Annotated in this window: 13 protein-coding genes; 3 read left to right on the forward strand and 10 right to left on the reverse strand. The window is 68.2% G+C overall.

Annotated features, from left to right (window positions below):
• The 10 genes from LZ009_RS08510 to LZ009_RS08555 all read right to left on the reverse strand — a co-directional run bounded on the left by LZ009_RS08510 (nucleotide 1) and on the right by LZ009_RS08555 (nucleotide 11,314).
• A complete protein-coding gene (locus tag LZ009_RS08510) occupies nucleotides 1-1,737 on the reverse strand; it encodes a carboxylesterase/lipase family protein (protein WP_275697474.1) in 1,737 nt (578 codons plus the stop codon).
• On the reverse strand, nucleotides 1,734-2,804 hold the full coding sequence (locus LZ009_RS08515) for a branched-chain amino acid ABC transporter permease (protein ID WP_275697475.1): 1,071 nt from the start codon (nucleotides 2,802-2,804) through the stop codon (nucleotides 1,734-1,736). Before LZ009_RS08515 ends, LZ009_RS08510 begins: the two co-directional genes overlap by 4 nt.
• 4 nt (nucleotides 2,805-2,808) lie before the next feature.
• Nucleotides 2,809-3,789 carry a branched-chain amino acid ABC transporter permease gene (locus tag LZ009_RS08520; RefSeq protein ID WP_275697476.1) on the reverse strand — a complete coding sequence of 327 codons (981 nt, stop codon included), beginning with the start codon at nucleotides 3,787-3,789 and terminating at the stop codon, nucleotides 2,809-2,811.
• Nucleotides 3,786-4,505: an ABC transporter ATP-binding protein gene (locus LZ009_RS08525; protein ID WP_275697477.1), complete on the reverse strand. Its 720-nt coding sequence runs from the start codon at nucleotides 4,503-4,505 to the stop codon at nucleotides 3,786-3,788. The genes LZ009_RS08520 and LZ009_RS08525 overlap by 4 nt, the downstream gene beginning before the upstream one ends.
• Nucleotides 4,502-5,275 carry an ABC transporter ATP-binding protein gene (locus LZ009_RS08530; RefSeq protein ID WP_275697478.1) on the reverse strand — a complete coding sequence of 258 codons (774 nt, stop codon included), beginning with the start codon at nucleotides 5,273-5,275 and terminating at the stop codon, nucleotides 4,502-4,504. The genes LZ009_RS08525 and LZ009_RS08530 overlap by 4 nt, the downstream gene beginning before the upstream one ends.
• Nucleotides 5,276-5,390: 115 nt before the next feature.
• A complete protein-coding gene (locus LZ009_RS08535; RefSeq protein ID WP_275697479.1) occupies nucleotides 5,391-6,587 on the reverse strand; it encodes a substrate-binding domain-containing protein in 1,197 nt (398 codons plus the stop codon).
• A gap of 158 nt (nucleotides 6,588-6,745) precedes the next feature.
• Nucleotides 6,746-8,200, reverse strand: a complete 1,455-nt coding sequence (locus LZ009_RS08540) for a sigma-54 interaction domain-containing protein (protein ID WP_275697480.1) — start codon at nucleotides 8,198-8,200, stop codon at nucleotides 6,746-6,748.
• A 59-nt stretch (nucleotides 8,201-8,259) separates the two neighbouring features.
• On the reverse strand, nucleotides 8,260-9,768 hold the full coding sequence (locus LZ009_RS08545; RefSeq protein WP_275697481.1) for a tripartite tricarboxylate transporter permease: 1,509 nt from the start codon (nucleotides 9,766-9,768) through the stop codon (nucleotides 8,260-8,262).
• 2 nt (nucleotides 9,769-9,770) lie between these two features.
• The gene (locus LZ009_RS08550; protein ID WP_275697482.1) at nucleotides 9,771-10,283 is read right to left on the reverse strand and encodes a tripartite tricarboxylate transporter TctB family protein; all 513 of its coding nucleotides are present in this window, start codon (nucleotides 10,281-10,283) and stop codon (nucleotides 9,771-9,773) included.
• Between the two features lie 71 nt (nucleotides 10,284-10,354).
• Entirely contained in the window at nucleotides 10,355-11,314 is a 960-nt protein-coding gene (locus tag LZ009_RS08555; protein WP_275697483.1) for a Bug family tripartite tricarboxylate transporter substrate binding protein, read from the reverse strand.
• Between the two features lie 113 nt (nucleotides 11,315-11,427).
• Here LZ009_RS08555 and LZ009_RS08560 point away from each other — a divergent pair, with 113 nt between their 5' ends.
• Genes LZ009_RS08560 through LZ009_RS08570 form a run of 3 tightly spaced genes read left to right on the forward strand, consistent with a single transcriptional unit; the run spans nucleotide 11,428 to nucleotide 13,924 of the window.
• Nucleotides 11,428-12,102 (forward strand): response regulator transcription factor, encoded by a 675-nt coding sequence (locus LZ009_RS08560; protein ID WP_275697484.1) that lies wholly within the window; start codon nucleotides 11,428-11,430, stop codon nucleotides 12,100-12,102.
• Nucleotides 12,099-13,511, forward strand: coding sequence for a sensor histidine kinase (locus LZ009_RS08565; protein WP_275697485.1), 1,413 nt, complete (start codon nucleotides 12,099-12,101; stop codon nucleotides 13,509-13,511). Before LZ009_RS08560 ends, LZ009_RS08565 begins: the two co-directional genes overlap by 4 nt.
• A complete protein-coding gene (locus LZ009_RS08570) occupies nucleotides 13,511-13,924 on the forward strand; it encodes an RNA-binding S4 domain-containing protein (protein WP_275697486.1) in 414 nt (137 codons plus the stop codon). Before LZ009_RS08565 ends, LZ009_RS08570 begins: the two co-directional genes overlap by 1 nt.
• The last annotated feature ends 49 nt before the right edge of the window (nucleotides 13,925-13,973 follow it).

Here is a 13,973-nt window from a genome sequence, read left to right on the forward strand (position 1 = left end):
CTACTCGACGCGGATCGCCTTGGTCGTCGGCGTCGCGTCGAACACCAGCGTGCGCGGCCAGGTCGGCCAGGCCACGCCCAGCGAGGTGTTGTTGGGATCCCCGCTGTTGGCGAAGGTGCCCACCGTCTGCATCACCGCCGCCGACAGCTCCAGGCGGCCCGGCTTGTTGGCGTTGTTGAACCACACGTTGCCGAACAGCGAGGGACCGAAGTTGCCGAAGATGAACGGCAGGTCGATGACGTGCACCGCGCCATAGATGTCGTTCCACGGCGCCGGCTGCTCGTCCCAGTCGAAGCGGTAGTACCAGACGTCCTGCTGCTGCGTCTTCAGCGCGTTCAGCACGTTGTCGCGGCTGTTCAGGAAGAAGACGCGGTTCAGCGCCTCGGCGCGCGCGGTGAAGCCCGTGGTGGGCGCGTTGACCGGCAGGTAGGACGCGGCAAGCCACTGCTCCACGGTGGTCTGCGGCGCAGCGTTCGGGTTGTACGTGAAGTGGTTGGTGAACAGCTGCGCGTCCGTGACGATGCGCGCGTTGCCGGTTCCGCCCACGAGCGGCAGGAAGGAGGGGAACAGCTTGCCTTCGTCGCGCGCGTTGCCGGCCAGCACCGGCACCTTCACGTAGTTGCCCGCCTTGATCGCGTTGATCGGGTCGGCGGCCACCACCGTGCCGTCGGGAATCGGGCCCGAGCCTGCCAGCGCCGGCATGCGTGTCAGCAGCGTCGTGAACAGCTGCGCCGTCGTCTTGCTGCGCATGTAGGCCGCCAGTTCCGCATTGGTCTTGGTTGCGATGTAGGCGTTGGCGGAAGTCGCGTCCGTGGCCAGGCCGTCGGCGATCACCTGGTTCTGCAGCAGCGCGTTGCCCTGCGCGAGATACGTCGACGCCGGCGACAGCGTCGGGATGCTGCCGGCCGGCAGGTTGGTGGCCAGCGAGATCCCGCCGGAGAGCGGCACGTTGCGGTGGAACAGCTTGGGGCTGGCGGCCACCATCATCGGCGAGGTCTGCAGCGCCCACACGTTGATGGCGCCGGCGGACTGGCCCATGATGGTCACGTTGTCCGGGTTGCCGCCGAAGGCCTTGGCGTTGGTCCGCACGAACTGCAGCGCCTTGATGCTGTCCAGCATCGTGTAGTTGCCGGAGTCGTTGGCCGCGTCGCCCGTCTTCAGCTGCGGCATGTTCATGAAGCCGAGGATGCCGAGCCGGAAGTTGGCCGTGACCACCACCGCGTTGGCGGCCTTGGACAAGGCGGCGCCGTCGTAGACCGGGTCGGCGGTGTAGCCCGACACGTTGCTGCCGCCGTGGAAGAACACGATCACCGGCAGGTTGCCGACGATGGTGGCCGGGCGCCAGACGTTCAGGTACAGGCAGTCCTCGCTGCCCACGGCCTGGTTCAGCGTGGTGCCGATGGTCTCGTCGTAGCGGTTGTTGGTGCCCGGGCCGTAAATGCGGCCGTACTGCGCGCAGGCGTTGCCGAAGGCGGTGGTCGCTCGGGCGGTGGACCAGGCTTCCGGCTCCTGCGGCGGCTGCCAGCGCAGCGCGCCGGTCGGGGCCTTTGCATAAGGGATGCCTTTCCACGACCACGTGAGGGTCGCGGGATCGGCGGAGCCGCGCACTTCACCCAGGTGGGTCTGGCGGTTCAGCTGCGAGTCCTCGCTGCCACCGCCGCCGCCGCAGGCTGCAAGCAGCAGGGGCAACGCGATGGCCGCGGTCCAGGCCAGCAGGCGATTCTTGCTTTGTCTCACTCTCGTCTCCTTTGTGGTGGCGCAAGCGACCGCAGGCGGCCGACGACGCCGGTTGGGAAGTAATAGACCGACAAGACGAACAGCAGGCCCAGCCACAGCAGCCAACGGTCCGGGGAAAGCAGCGCCGCCAGCCACGGCAGCCCGGCGGCGGCCTCGCTGGCGAGCTTCAGCAGGTCCTGCAGGTAGCTTTGCGCCACCAGGAACAGGCCCGCGCCGATCGCGGCGCCGTAGATGGTGCCCATGCCGCCGATCACGACGACCAGCAGCACGTCGAGCATGATCTCGAAGGACAGCGTGGTGTCCGGGCCGTTGTACCGCAGCCAGATGGCGAGCATGGCGCCGGCCAGGGTGGCGAACAGCGCCGACAGGATGCTGGACACCGTGCGGTAGACGACGACGCGGTAGCCGATTGCCTCGGCGCGGAACTCGTTCTCGCGGATCGCCTGCAGCACCCGGCCGAAGGGCGAGTTCACGATGCGCAGCAGGGCCAGGAACAGCAGCACGGTCGCCACGAACAGCAGGTAGTAGGTGACCAGCTTGCCGTCGAAGGCGTAGCCGAGGAAGGAGCCTTCGAAGCCGGGCGACAGCACTTCGGGCATCTTGAAGGTCAGGCCGTCCTCGCCGCCGGTGAACTCCGACAGCTGCGACGCGAGTGTCTGGAAGGCCGCGGCAAAGGCCAGCGTGATCATCGAGAAGAAGATCGCCCGCACCCGCAGCGAGAACAGGCCAATGGCCAGCGCCAGCACGAAAGACACGCCGAGCGCCAGCACGGTGCCGATGGCCAGGGCGGGCCAGCCCGCGCCCAGGCGCGTGGAGGCGATCGCCACGCCATAGGCGCCTATGCCGAAGAACATCGTGTGCGCGAAGCTCACGATGCCCGTGTAGCCCAGCAGCAGGTCGAAGCTGGCGACCAGCACGATGAACACCAGCACCTTGGCGGCGACGTTCAGCGCCTTGACGCCGGGAATCAGGAATGGCGTGAAGGCCAGCGCGAGGAGCAGCACGACCAGGATCACCGCGAGGATGCGGCTGCGCGGGAAGTCGTTGGAGAGGATGCGGCTCAGCATGGTTTTACTTGTTGAGCGCATAGACGCCCTGCGGCCGCCACAGCAGGATGGCCATCATCAGCAGGATGTTGGAGAACAGTGCCATCTTGGGCACCAGGAAGCCGGTGTAGTTGGCCATCAAGCCCACCAGCAGCGCGCCCACCAGCGCGCCCGTGGTCGAACCCAGGCCGCCGATGATCAGCACGATGAAGATCAGCACGTTGACCTGCGCGCCCATCTGCGGCACCACGTTCTGCTGGTACAGGCCCCACATCACGCCGCCCAGGCCGGCGAGCGCGCTGCCGACCATGAAGACGCCGACGAACAACCGGCGGATGCGGTAGCCGAGCGACTCCACCATCTCGCGGTCCTGCACGCCGGCGCGGATCAGGAGGCCGATCTTGGTGCGCGTCAGCGTCCACAACAGCAGGCCGAATACGACCAGGCCGACGATCACCGCGATCATGCGGTACTTCTCCACCGCGGCGTCGCCGAAGTAGAGGCTGCCGCGCATGCCCTCGGGCAGCGGCAGCGGGATCTGCAGCGGGCCCCAGACCACCTTGATCAGTTCCTCGCCGATGATCATGCCGCCCATGGTGATCAGGATCTGCTTCAGGTGGTTGCCGTACACCGGCCGCACGATGAAGCGTTCGAAGGCCAGGCCCACGGCGCCCGCGACGAGCATCGCCACCACCATCGCCGGCAGCACCGCCAGCAGGTTGACCCACAGGCTGCCGGACGCCGTGTAGTCGCCCATTGCTCCCAGCACGCTGGTGGCGACGAAGGCGCCCAGCGCGATGAAGACGCCATGGCCGAAGTTCAGCACGTCCATCAGGCCGAACACCAGCGTGAGGCCCGAGGCGATGATGAAGATGATCATGCCCATCGCCAGGCCGGCCACGGTGAGCGTGACCCAGGTCGAGGCCGAGCCGATGAAGGGCAGCACCAGCAAGGCAAGCACCGGCACCAGGGCCAGCGGCTTCCAGTCGAAGTCTTTCCAGTTCATAGCGCCAGCCCCAGCAGCGAGCGCTGCAACTCCTCGTCTTCGGCGAGCTCCTTCATCGAACCCGCATGCACGACCACGCCGTTGTCCATCACGGCCACGGTGTCGCCCAGGCGCTTGGCGAAGTTGATGTTCTGTTCGACCAGCAGGATGGTCACGCCGCTCGCCTTCAGTTCGGCAAAGGCTTCGATCATGTTGTTGATGATGGCCGGCGCCAGGCCCTTGCTCGGCTCGTCGACGATCAGCAGCTCGCGCGGCTCGACGATCGCGCGCGACACCGCCAGCATCTGCTTCTGCCCGCCGGAGAGCTTGCCGGCCGGGTGGTTCCAGAACTTCTCCACCGCGGGGAACAGGCGGAAGATCCACTCCAGCCGCTGGGTGTCCATCTGGGCCGCGCTGCGGGCGCTGCGCGCGGCCAGCAGCATGTTCTCCTTGACCGTGAGGTCGGCGAAGATGCCCATGTTCTCCGGCACGTAGGCCACGCCCAGGCCGGCGATCTGCGGCGTGGCGGTGGCCGTGATGTCCTGGCCGTTGAAGGTCACGCGGCCCTGCGAGGCCTGCCACAGGCCCATGATGGTCCGCAGCGTGGTCGTCTTGCCGGCGCCATTGCGTCCGAGCAGCATGGTCAGCTGCGCGCGCGGCACGGCGAGATCAACGCCGTGCAGGATGTGGTACGCCCCGATGTGCGTGTGGACGCCTTGGAGTTCGAGGAGGTTCATGCGGCCTCCTTGGGCGCAACGCCCAGGTAAGCCTCTTGCACGATGGGCGATGCAATGACTTCGGCCGGCAGGCCATCCGCCACCAGCGTCCCGTTGTGCAGCACGATGATGCGGTCCGCCAGTTCGCGCACCACGTCCATCTTGTGTTCCACCAGCAGGATGGTCTTGCTCTTGTCCGCTTTCAGGCGCCGGATGAGGTCGAGGATGACCGGCGCCTCGGCGTGGTTCATGCCGGCAGTGGGCTCGTCGAACATGTAGACCTGCGGTTCCAGCGCCATCAGCAGCGCCACTTCCAGCTTGCGCTGGTCGCCGTGCGGAAGGTTGGCGACCAGCTCGTGTTCCTTGTCCTTCATCGCCACTTCGGCCAGGATCGCGTCGGCGCGCTGCGTCAGCGCCGCGTGGTCGCTCCACACGCTCCACAGGTTGAGGCCGCGCCGGTGCGGCCCTTCGCGCGTGGCCTGCACCGCCAGCCGCACGTTCTCCAGCACCGACAGGCGCGGGAACAGGTTGGTGAGCTGGAACGCGCGGCCCAGGCCGGCGCGCGTGCGTTGCGAGGGGCTTTCGTTCGACAGGTCGCGCCCGCCCAGCGACACCGTGCCGGCGCTGGCCTTCAGCTGGCCCGAGATCAGGTTGAAGTAGGTCGTCTTGCCCGCGCCGTTCGGGCCCACGATCGCGGTCAGCGTCCCCGGCTCGAAGGAGCAGGTGACGCCGTTGACCGCGACGTGGCCGCCGAAGCGGATGGTCAAGTCTTTCGTGGCAAGAAGGCTCATGCGTTCCTAGGACGGGTTCCGGTCCGGGCAACAGCGATCCAGCCCGGTGCAGCCCCGGGTCGTTCGATCTGCAAGTGAGAGGGCGAGGCGGCACATGCAGCCTCGCCGTGGTGACCTAGCGCTTGTTGCGGATCGGCACGTTCATTTCGTCGGGCGTGATCTCGTGGACCAGTTCCGGCACACCCCAGGCGAAGGCCGGGTCGACCTTGATCTTGAAGTGGTACATGCTCTGCATGGCCTGGTGGTCTTCCTTGCGGAAGGTCATCTTGCCCTTGGGGCTGTCGAAGCTCATGCCTTCCATCGCGGGAATCAGCTTCGCCGCGCTGGGGTCGCCGCCCGTTTTCTTCAGGGCGGTGACGATGGCCATCGCCGCGGTGAAGCCGCCTGCGGTGAAGAAGTCCGGCGGGGTCTTGAACTGCTTGTAGTGGCTGGCCACCAGGGCTTCGTTGACCGGGTTCTTCGGGATGCCGAAGTAGTAGTACGTGGCGCCCTCGAGGCCGGGGAACTGCTTGTACGAGGCCATGGCCGGCAGGATGTTGCCGCCGGTGAAGACGTCGATGCCGTAGCGCTGCTTCAGGTTGGCCGCGGCCAGCGCGTTGAACGGGGGCACGCCGCCGGCCCAGATCACCTCGATCGCCTTGCGGCCCGGCTGGTCCTTCATCTTGTCGATCAGGCGCTGGATGCCGGCGGTGAAATCGGTCGTGTTCTGCGGCAGGTATTCCTCGTGGACGATCTTCGCGTTCTTCAGGGCTTCCTTGAACGCCTTCACGCCGTCGCGGCCGAAGGCGTAGTCCTGCGCCAGCGTGGCGACGACGGTCCCGGGCTTGTCCATCGCCACGGCGTTGGAGATCGCGTCCTGCGAGCTGTTGCGGCCGGTGCGGAAGATGTACTTGTTCCACTTGTCGCCGGTGATGGAGTCGGCCACGGCGGGCTCGACCAGCAGCACCTTCTTGTATTCCTCGGCGACCGGCAGCATGGCCAGCGCGACGCCGGAGGACGACGGGCCGATGGCGACGTCGGCCTTGTCGTCGGAATAGGCGGTGGCGAGCAGCGACTTGCCGAGGTCCGGCTTGCCCTGGTCGTCCTTCTCGATCAGCACGATCTTCTTGCCGTTGACCATCATCGTGCCGCCGGTGGCGTACTCCAGGCCCATCAGCAGGCCGGTCTGCGTCTGCTTGCCGTAGGCCTCGAGCGGGCCGGTGCGGCTGTAGACGTGGGCGATGCGGATTTCCTTGGCCTGGGCCCAGACGGCGGGCGAGGCGAGCGTGGCGGCGGCCATGGCGGCGGCCGCAACCCAAGTGCGACGATGCATTTTGTCTCCTGTTGAATTCGAACTACCGGGTGCAGCCATGCAGGGGCCGTGCCAGCCGCCAAGTCCTTGATTCATAAGCTCTTCCTTGGATGAACCGGCTGGATTGCCTGGAAATCGTACACGACCATTTGCCTGAACTCCAGACATGTGTCCGATTTTCAGGCGACGATTTCCAGCCGTTCGTAGAGCTTGGCCCGCGAGATCCCGAGCAGCTTTGCGGCCGCCACCTTGTTGCCGTTGGTGGCCGCCAGCGCCGCGGCGATCGCCTGGCGCTCGACTTCGGCGACCTGCTCCGCCAGCGGCCGTAGCGGCTCGCGCGCTCCCGCCACTGCGGCGTGCAAGGGCTGCGGCGCGGGCGGCATGCGCTCGATGCCGGCATCGCGCAGCACCTGCGCGAGCTGGTGCTCCTCGATGTGGTTGCTGTCGCTGCGCATCGCCGCCTGCTCCAGCACGTTGCGCAGCTCGCGCGTGTTGCCGCGCCACTTCTGCGCGGCCAGCATCGCCATCGCTTCGGGACCGAGCTCGAAGGGCGCGCTGCCGTTGCGAAAGGCGATGTCCTCCACCAGCACTTCGGCCAGCGCCGGAATGTCGGCGCGGCGCTCGCGCAGAGGCGGCACCTTGATCGGCAGCACGTTCAGGCGGTAGTAGAGGTCCTCGCGGAACTTGCCTTCGCGCACCAGGGCCGCCAGGTCACGCGAGGTGGCGGCGATGACGCGCGCGTCGAAAGGCACCAGCCGGTTGGAGCCGAGCGGCTCGATCTCGCCTTCCTGCAGCGCGCGCAGCAGCTTGGGCTGGAGCGCGAGCGGCATGTCGCCGATCTCGTCGAGGAACAGCGTGCCGCCATCGGCCAGCTTGAACTTGCCTTCGCGGCCCTTGCGGTCCGCGCCGGTATAGGCGCCCGGTGCGACGCCGAAGAATTCCGCTTCCAGCAGCGTGTCGGGCACGGCGGCGATGTTGACGCTGACGAAGTGTCCGCGCGAACGCGCCGAGGCCGCGTGGATGGCATGCGCCAGCAGTTCCTTGCCGGTGCCGGTCTCGCCAAGCAGCAGCACGGGGCTGGACGACTGGGCGGCCCGACGCGCCTGCCGTTTCACTTCGACCGCGGCCGGACTGGTGCCGACGAAGCTGGCCAGGGTGTGCTTGCTCTTGCGCTGGCTGGCGAGTTCGCGGCGCGCATCGTCCAGGTCGCGCTGCAGGGCGGCGAACTTGTGGATCAGCGGCTGCAGCGTGGTCTCGGGATGGTCGAACAGCACGATGCCGAGCGCGCCGATCACGTTGCCGCCCTCGTCGCGCAGCGGGATGCGGCTGACGACGAAGGTGCCGGCCTTGTTGGACAGCAGGTCGATCAGGATCGGCTTGCCGGTTTCCAGCACGCGGTGCATCTGCGTGTTGTGCACCACGTCGGAGACCGGGTGGCCGACGAAGTCCTCGACGCGCTGGAAGCCCAGTGCGGGCAGGAAGCGCTTGTACTGGTCGTTGATCCACACCACCCGCGCGGCGCGGTCCACCAGCAGCATGCCCTCGCTCGCGTTGGCGAACAGGTCGAACATGGAGCGGGCCGCGAGCTCCAGGATGCGCTGGCCGTCCAGGGGCAGCTGCGGGGAAGCATTCATGCGCCGGATGTTAGCGCGGCGCGTCGGTGGGGCCGCTAGCGCGAACCCACCCTACCCTGCTAGATCGACGCCAGTTCCCGGCGCGCCGCCATCCGCTTGTAAAGCCGCGGCAGCACCAGCACCGCCACGATCACCACCACCAGCACCAGCGACATCGGGCGCTGCAGGAAGATCTTGAAGCTGCCCTCTCCGATCGACACCGCGTTGCGCATCTGCGCTTCGGCCAGCGGGCCCAGGATCATGCCCACCACCACCGGCGCGGTCGGGAAGTCGAAGCGGCGCATCAGCACGCCCACCAGGCCGATGCCCCACAGCAGCACCAGGTCGAAGGCGCTCTGGCGCATGCCGTAGGCCCCCACCGTGGCGAAGATCAGGATGCCCGCGTACAGCTGCGGCTTCGGGATCTTCAGCAGCTGCACCCACAGCTTCACCATCGGCAGGTTCAGGATCAGCAGCATCAGGTTGCCGATGTACAGCGACGCGATCAGCGCCCACACCAGGGCGGCGCTGGTGGTGAACAGCTGCGGGCCGGGCTGGATGCCGTAGTTCTGGAACGCGCCGAGCAGGATGGCCGTCGTGTTCGAGGTCGGGATGCCCAGCGTCAGCAGCGGGATCAGCGCGGTGGTCACCGTGGCGTTGTTGGCGGCCTCGGGACCGGCCACCCCTTCGATGGCGCCGGTGGTGCCGAACTCCGCCTTGTCCTCGCCCTTCGCCAGCTTCTTCTCGACGGCATAGGACAGGAAGGTCGGGATCTCGGTGCCGCCGGCCGGGATGCAGCCGAAGGGCGCGCCGATGGCGGTGGCGCGCAGCCACGCCGGGATGGAACGCTTCCAGTCCCTCTTGGACATGTAGACGCGGCTCATCTTGTTCTGCGTCTCGACCACGCGCCCTTCGTACATGGCCGCGTACAGCACTTCGGCCACGGCGAACAGGCCGACCGCCACCAGCACGATCTCGATGCCATCGAGCAGCTCGGGCACGCCGCCCGTGTAGCGCGCCTGGCCGGAGATCTGGTCGAGGCCGATCAGGCCGACGGCCAGGCCGATGAACAGCGCCGTCATGCCGCGCAGCGTGCTCTTGCCCAGCACCGCGCTCACGGTGGTGAAGGCCAGCACCATCAGCAGGAAATATTCGGGCGGGCCTAGCTTGACGGCGAACTCCGCCACCGCCGGCGCGAACATCGTGACCAGCACCGTCGCGATCGTTCCCGCGACGAAGGAGCCGATGGCCGCGGTTGCCAGCGCCTGCCCGGCGCGGCCGCTCTTGGCCATCTTGTTGCCCTCCATGGCCGTCACCATCGACGCGGTTTCGCCCGGCGTGTTCAGCAGGATCGAGGTGGTGGAGCCGCCGTACATCGCGCCGTAGTAGATGCCGGCGAAGAAGATCATGGAGGCGGTGATGTCCACCTTGGCGGTGATGGGCAGCAGCATGGCCACCGCCGTCGCCGGGCCGATGCCGGGCAGCACGCCGACGGCGGTGCCCAGCACGCAGCCGATCAGCGCCCACATCAGGTTGATCGGGCTGATCGCCGTGGCGAAGCCCTGCATGAGTGCGTTGAAGATGTCCATGATCAGAGCCAACCCGTCGAGGTCAGGCCGGGAAGGTTGATGGCCAGGAACTGCGTGAACATCCAGAACACGGGCGCGGAGATCACGAGGCCGGAGACGAGGTCCGTGGCCAGCACGCCCGGGCGGCTGGCGGCCTGGCCGCTGGCGCGCCGCAGGCCCTGCACGGCCAGCATGTAGCACAGGGTGCAACTCAGGATGAAGCCGATGGTGGTGATCAGCGCCGCGTTCAGCAGCAGGCCCGCCGACACCCAGACCAGGCCGGGCCACCACGCGCTCGCGGCGCCCGAGGGCTCCTCGAGTTCGCGGAAGCCGCCCGTGAGGGACTCACGCACGATCAGCACGCCGCAGATGAACAGCACGGTGGCCACCAGCCAGGGCAGGAAGTTGGCGCCGACGCCGCCGTAGCCGGCCTCGCCGGGGATGGTGATCGCCCCGCCGGCCAGGCCGAGGCCCACCAGCGCGACGCCCACCCCCACCAGGGTCTGGACGGTATTGCGGGGAGTTGCTTGTGTCATGGTTTTTTTCCCTCCACGGGCAGAAACAAAAAACGCCCGGGCGAACCGGGCGTCGGCGGCGTGCGCCGGGGTCAGACCATGCCGGCCTTGACCATGGTCGCGCGCAGCAGCGCGAATTCGTCGTCCACGAACTTGTCGAAGGCCGGGCCGCTCAGCACGGCGGGGGTCCAGGAGTTCTTCTCCATGGCTTCGGCCCAGGACTTGGTCTTGATCGCCTTCATCACGGCGTCGGTCAGCGCCGCGCGCTGGGCCGGCGTGATGCCGGGGGCGCCGTAGACGCCGCGCCAGTTGCCCAGCTCGATGTCGATGCCCTGCTCCTTCAGCGTCGGCACGTTCACGCCCTTCAGGCGGGTCGGCGAGGTGACGGCGATGGCGCGCATCTTGCCCGCCTCGATGTACTCGGAGAACTCGCTGTAGCCGCTGCCGCCCACCGTGACGTTGCCGCCCAGGATGGCCGCGGTGGCTTCCCCGCCTCCGCGGAAGGCCACGTAGTTGATCTTGGACGGGTCGACGCCGGCCTTCTGCGCGATCATCGCGGCGACGATGTGCTCGGTGGAGCCGCGCGAGCCGCCGCCCCACTTGACGCTGCCCGGGTCCTTCTTCAGCTGGGCGACCACGTCGGCCATCGTCTTCAGCGGCGAGTTGGCCGGCAGCACGAACACGTTGTATTCGCTGGTCAGGCGCGCGATGGGCGTGGCCTGCGACAGGTTCACCGGCGGCTTGCCGGTGATGATGCCGCCCAGCATGACGGCGCCCATCACCATCAGCGCGTTCGGGTCGCCCTTGCTGCCGTTGACGAACTGGGCGAGGCCCAGCGCGCCGGCGGCGCCGCCCTTGTTGTCGTAGGTGACGCTGTCGGCCGCCTTGGCGTCGATCAGGGCCTTGCCCAGCGCGCGGCCGGTGGTGTCCCAGCCGCCGCCCGGGTTGGCGGGAATCATCATCTTGATGTTCTGGGCTGCGCTGGCCGTCAGCGGCAGCGCGCCGGCTGCAGCCAGCGCGGCGATGGTTTTCAAGAATTCGTTGCGACGCATTGTGTTGTCTCCTGATTGGAACCCGGCCATGTTGCCCCAGGCGGCTGTCAGTCTGCTGTCCGGCGGCATCAGGGAAAGTGCTAATGTGCCGGAAAAGGAGCCGTCCCGGTGCGATGAAAGTACTGCTGGTGGAAGACGACGTGTCGATGCAGACGGCGCTCAAGCGCACCCTGCAGAACCGGGGCATGGAAGTCGAGCTGTGCGGAGACGGCCGCGCCGCGCTCGAGCGCTGGAAGGCCGCGCCGCCTGACGTGGTGATGCTCGACCTGACGCTGCCCGGCATGGATGGCCTGCTGGTGCTCGAACAGGCCCGCGACGCCGGGCTGGCGACGCCGGTGCTGATCCTCACCGCGCGCGGCACCGTCGGCGACCGCATCATCGGCCTCAACACCGGCGCCGACGACTACCTGCCCAAGCCCTTCGACCTCGACGAACTCGAGGCGCGGCTGCGCGCCCTGCACCGCCGGCGCGCGCCGGCCTCGGCCGACGCCGGCGAGCCCCCGCTGCCGGGCGGCCTGCGCTGGGACCGGCAAAGCGGCGCCATCCATTGCCGCGACGAGATCCTGGAACTGGCCCCGCGCGAATCGGCGCTGCTGCAGGCATTGCTCGCGCGGCCCGGGCACGCCGTGCCCAAGGAGCGCCTCTTCGAGCTGGTCTTCCCCGGCGAGGCCGACGTGCAGTACGAGGCGATCGAAGTCGTCGTCTACCGCCTGCGCAAGAAGCTCGCGACCACGGGCGTCAAGCTGGTCACGCTGCGCGGCCTCGGCTACCTGCTGAAGGCGGAATGAGCGAGCGCGCGATCTCGCTGCGGCGCTACCTGCTGGCCGGCATCCTGCTGCCGGTGGGCATCTTCGTCGTGATCAACGCGGTGTCGCTGTACCGCAAGACGCTGGCGGCCGTGAACACGGCCTACGACCGCACCTTGCTGGCGTCGGCCAAGTCCCTGGGCGAGCAGCTCGACGTGCAGGGCTATGGCGACCAGGCCGTGCTGCGCGCCGCGGTGCCCTATGCCGCGCTCGACACCTTCGAGGCGGACAACCAGAGCAAGCTCTATTACCGCGTCTCCAGCGTCCGGGGCGAGCTCGTTTCCGGTTTCGAGGAGCTGCCCTTCTGGCGCGGCCAGATCCCGGTGAAGACCTCCTATGCGGCGCTGGTCGACTTCTACGACGACCGCTTCCGCGACCAGGACGTGCGCGTGGCCGTGCTGCTGCAGCCGGTGGCCAGCGACTCGGGCCTGGGCATGGCGGTGGTGCAGGTGGCCGAGACGCTGCAGCTGCGGCAGACGCTCACGCGCAAGATCCTGTTCGACACGCTCTGGCAGCAGGCGGTGCTGGTGCTGGTGATCGCGCTGGTGGTGGCGCTGGTCGTGCAAGGAGCCACGCGGCCGGTGCGGCGCCTGAGCCGCGAGCTGCAGGACCGGCCCGAAGGCGACTTGACGCCCCTGCCCGCGGCGGGAGCCCCGCGCGAACTGCTGCCGCTGGTGGACGCGACCAACGAGGTGATGACCCGGCTCGCGCACCTGCTGGACAACCAGAAGCGCTTCGTGCGCGACACCGCGCACCAGCTGCGCACGCCGCTGGCGGTGCTGAAGGCGCAGGTGCAGTCGGCGCGGCGCGGCGACGTCGAGCCGCAGCAGGCGCTGCGCGAGATCAGCGACACGGTCGATCGCGCAACGGGCCTGGCGAACCAGATGCTGTCCCTGGCCAAGGTGGAGCAGCTGCGCCAGCAGCCGGACGCGCCGGTCACCGACTGGGCGCAGGTGGTGCGCGGCGTGGCGCTCGACCTCGCGCCGCTGGTGGCCGACAAGGACCTGGACTTCGAGATCGACACGCAGCCCGCGCCGGTGCGGGCGCACCAGTGGATGCTGAGCGAGCTGTCGCGCAACCTGCTGCACAACGCCATCAAGCACAGCCGCTCGGGCGGCGGGCTGTCGGTGCGCGTGCTGGCGGACGAACGCGCCGCCGCGCTGGTGGTCGCCGACAGCGGTCCCGGCATTCCGGCCGAGCTGCAGCCGCGGCTGTTCCAGCCCTTCTCGGCCGGCGACGTGCGCAGCGGCTCGGGCCTGGGGCTGGCGATCAGCCACGAGATCGTGCGCGCCCTGGGCGGTGCGATCCAACTCGAAAACCGTGAAAAGCACGGCCATGTGCAGGGCCTGGACGCCACCGTCCGGCTCCCGCTGGCGGAGAATGGCGCCTGATGGAAAGGCTACGCATCGACAAGTGGCTCTGGAGCGCGCGCTTCTACAAGACGCGCAGCCTGGCCAGCGAGGAAATCGACAAGGGACGGGTGCACGTCAACGGCGCCGAGGTCAAGCCTGCGCGCGAGGTGAAGGCGGGCGACGTCGTGGCCATGCGGCGCGAAGGCATGACGCGCACGGTGGTGGTCAAAGGCCTGTCGAACATGCGGGGGCCGGCACCGGTCGCGCAGCAGCTTTACGAGGAAACGCCCGAGAGCATCCTGGCGCGCGAACAGACGGTGGAGCAGCGGCGCCTTGCCCCCGAGCCGGCCAACACCATCGAACACGGCCGCCCCACCAAGCGCGAACGGCGCGACCTCGACCAGGCCAAGGGCTGGGGCGATCGCTGGAGCGCTTCGCTCGACGACGACTGAGTCGTCATTCCCGCGCAGGCGGGAACCCAGGGCTTTCAGCGGGGGCCGA

Source organism: Ramlibacter paludis (assembly GCF_022012305.1).
Classification (GTDB): domain Bacteria; phylum Pseudomonadota; class Gammaproteobacteria; order Burkholderiales; family Burkholderiaceae_C; genus Ramlibacter; species Ramlibacter paludis.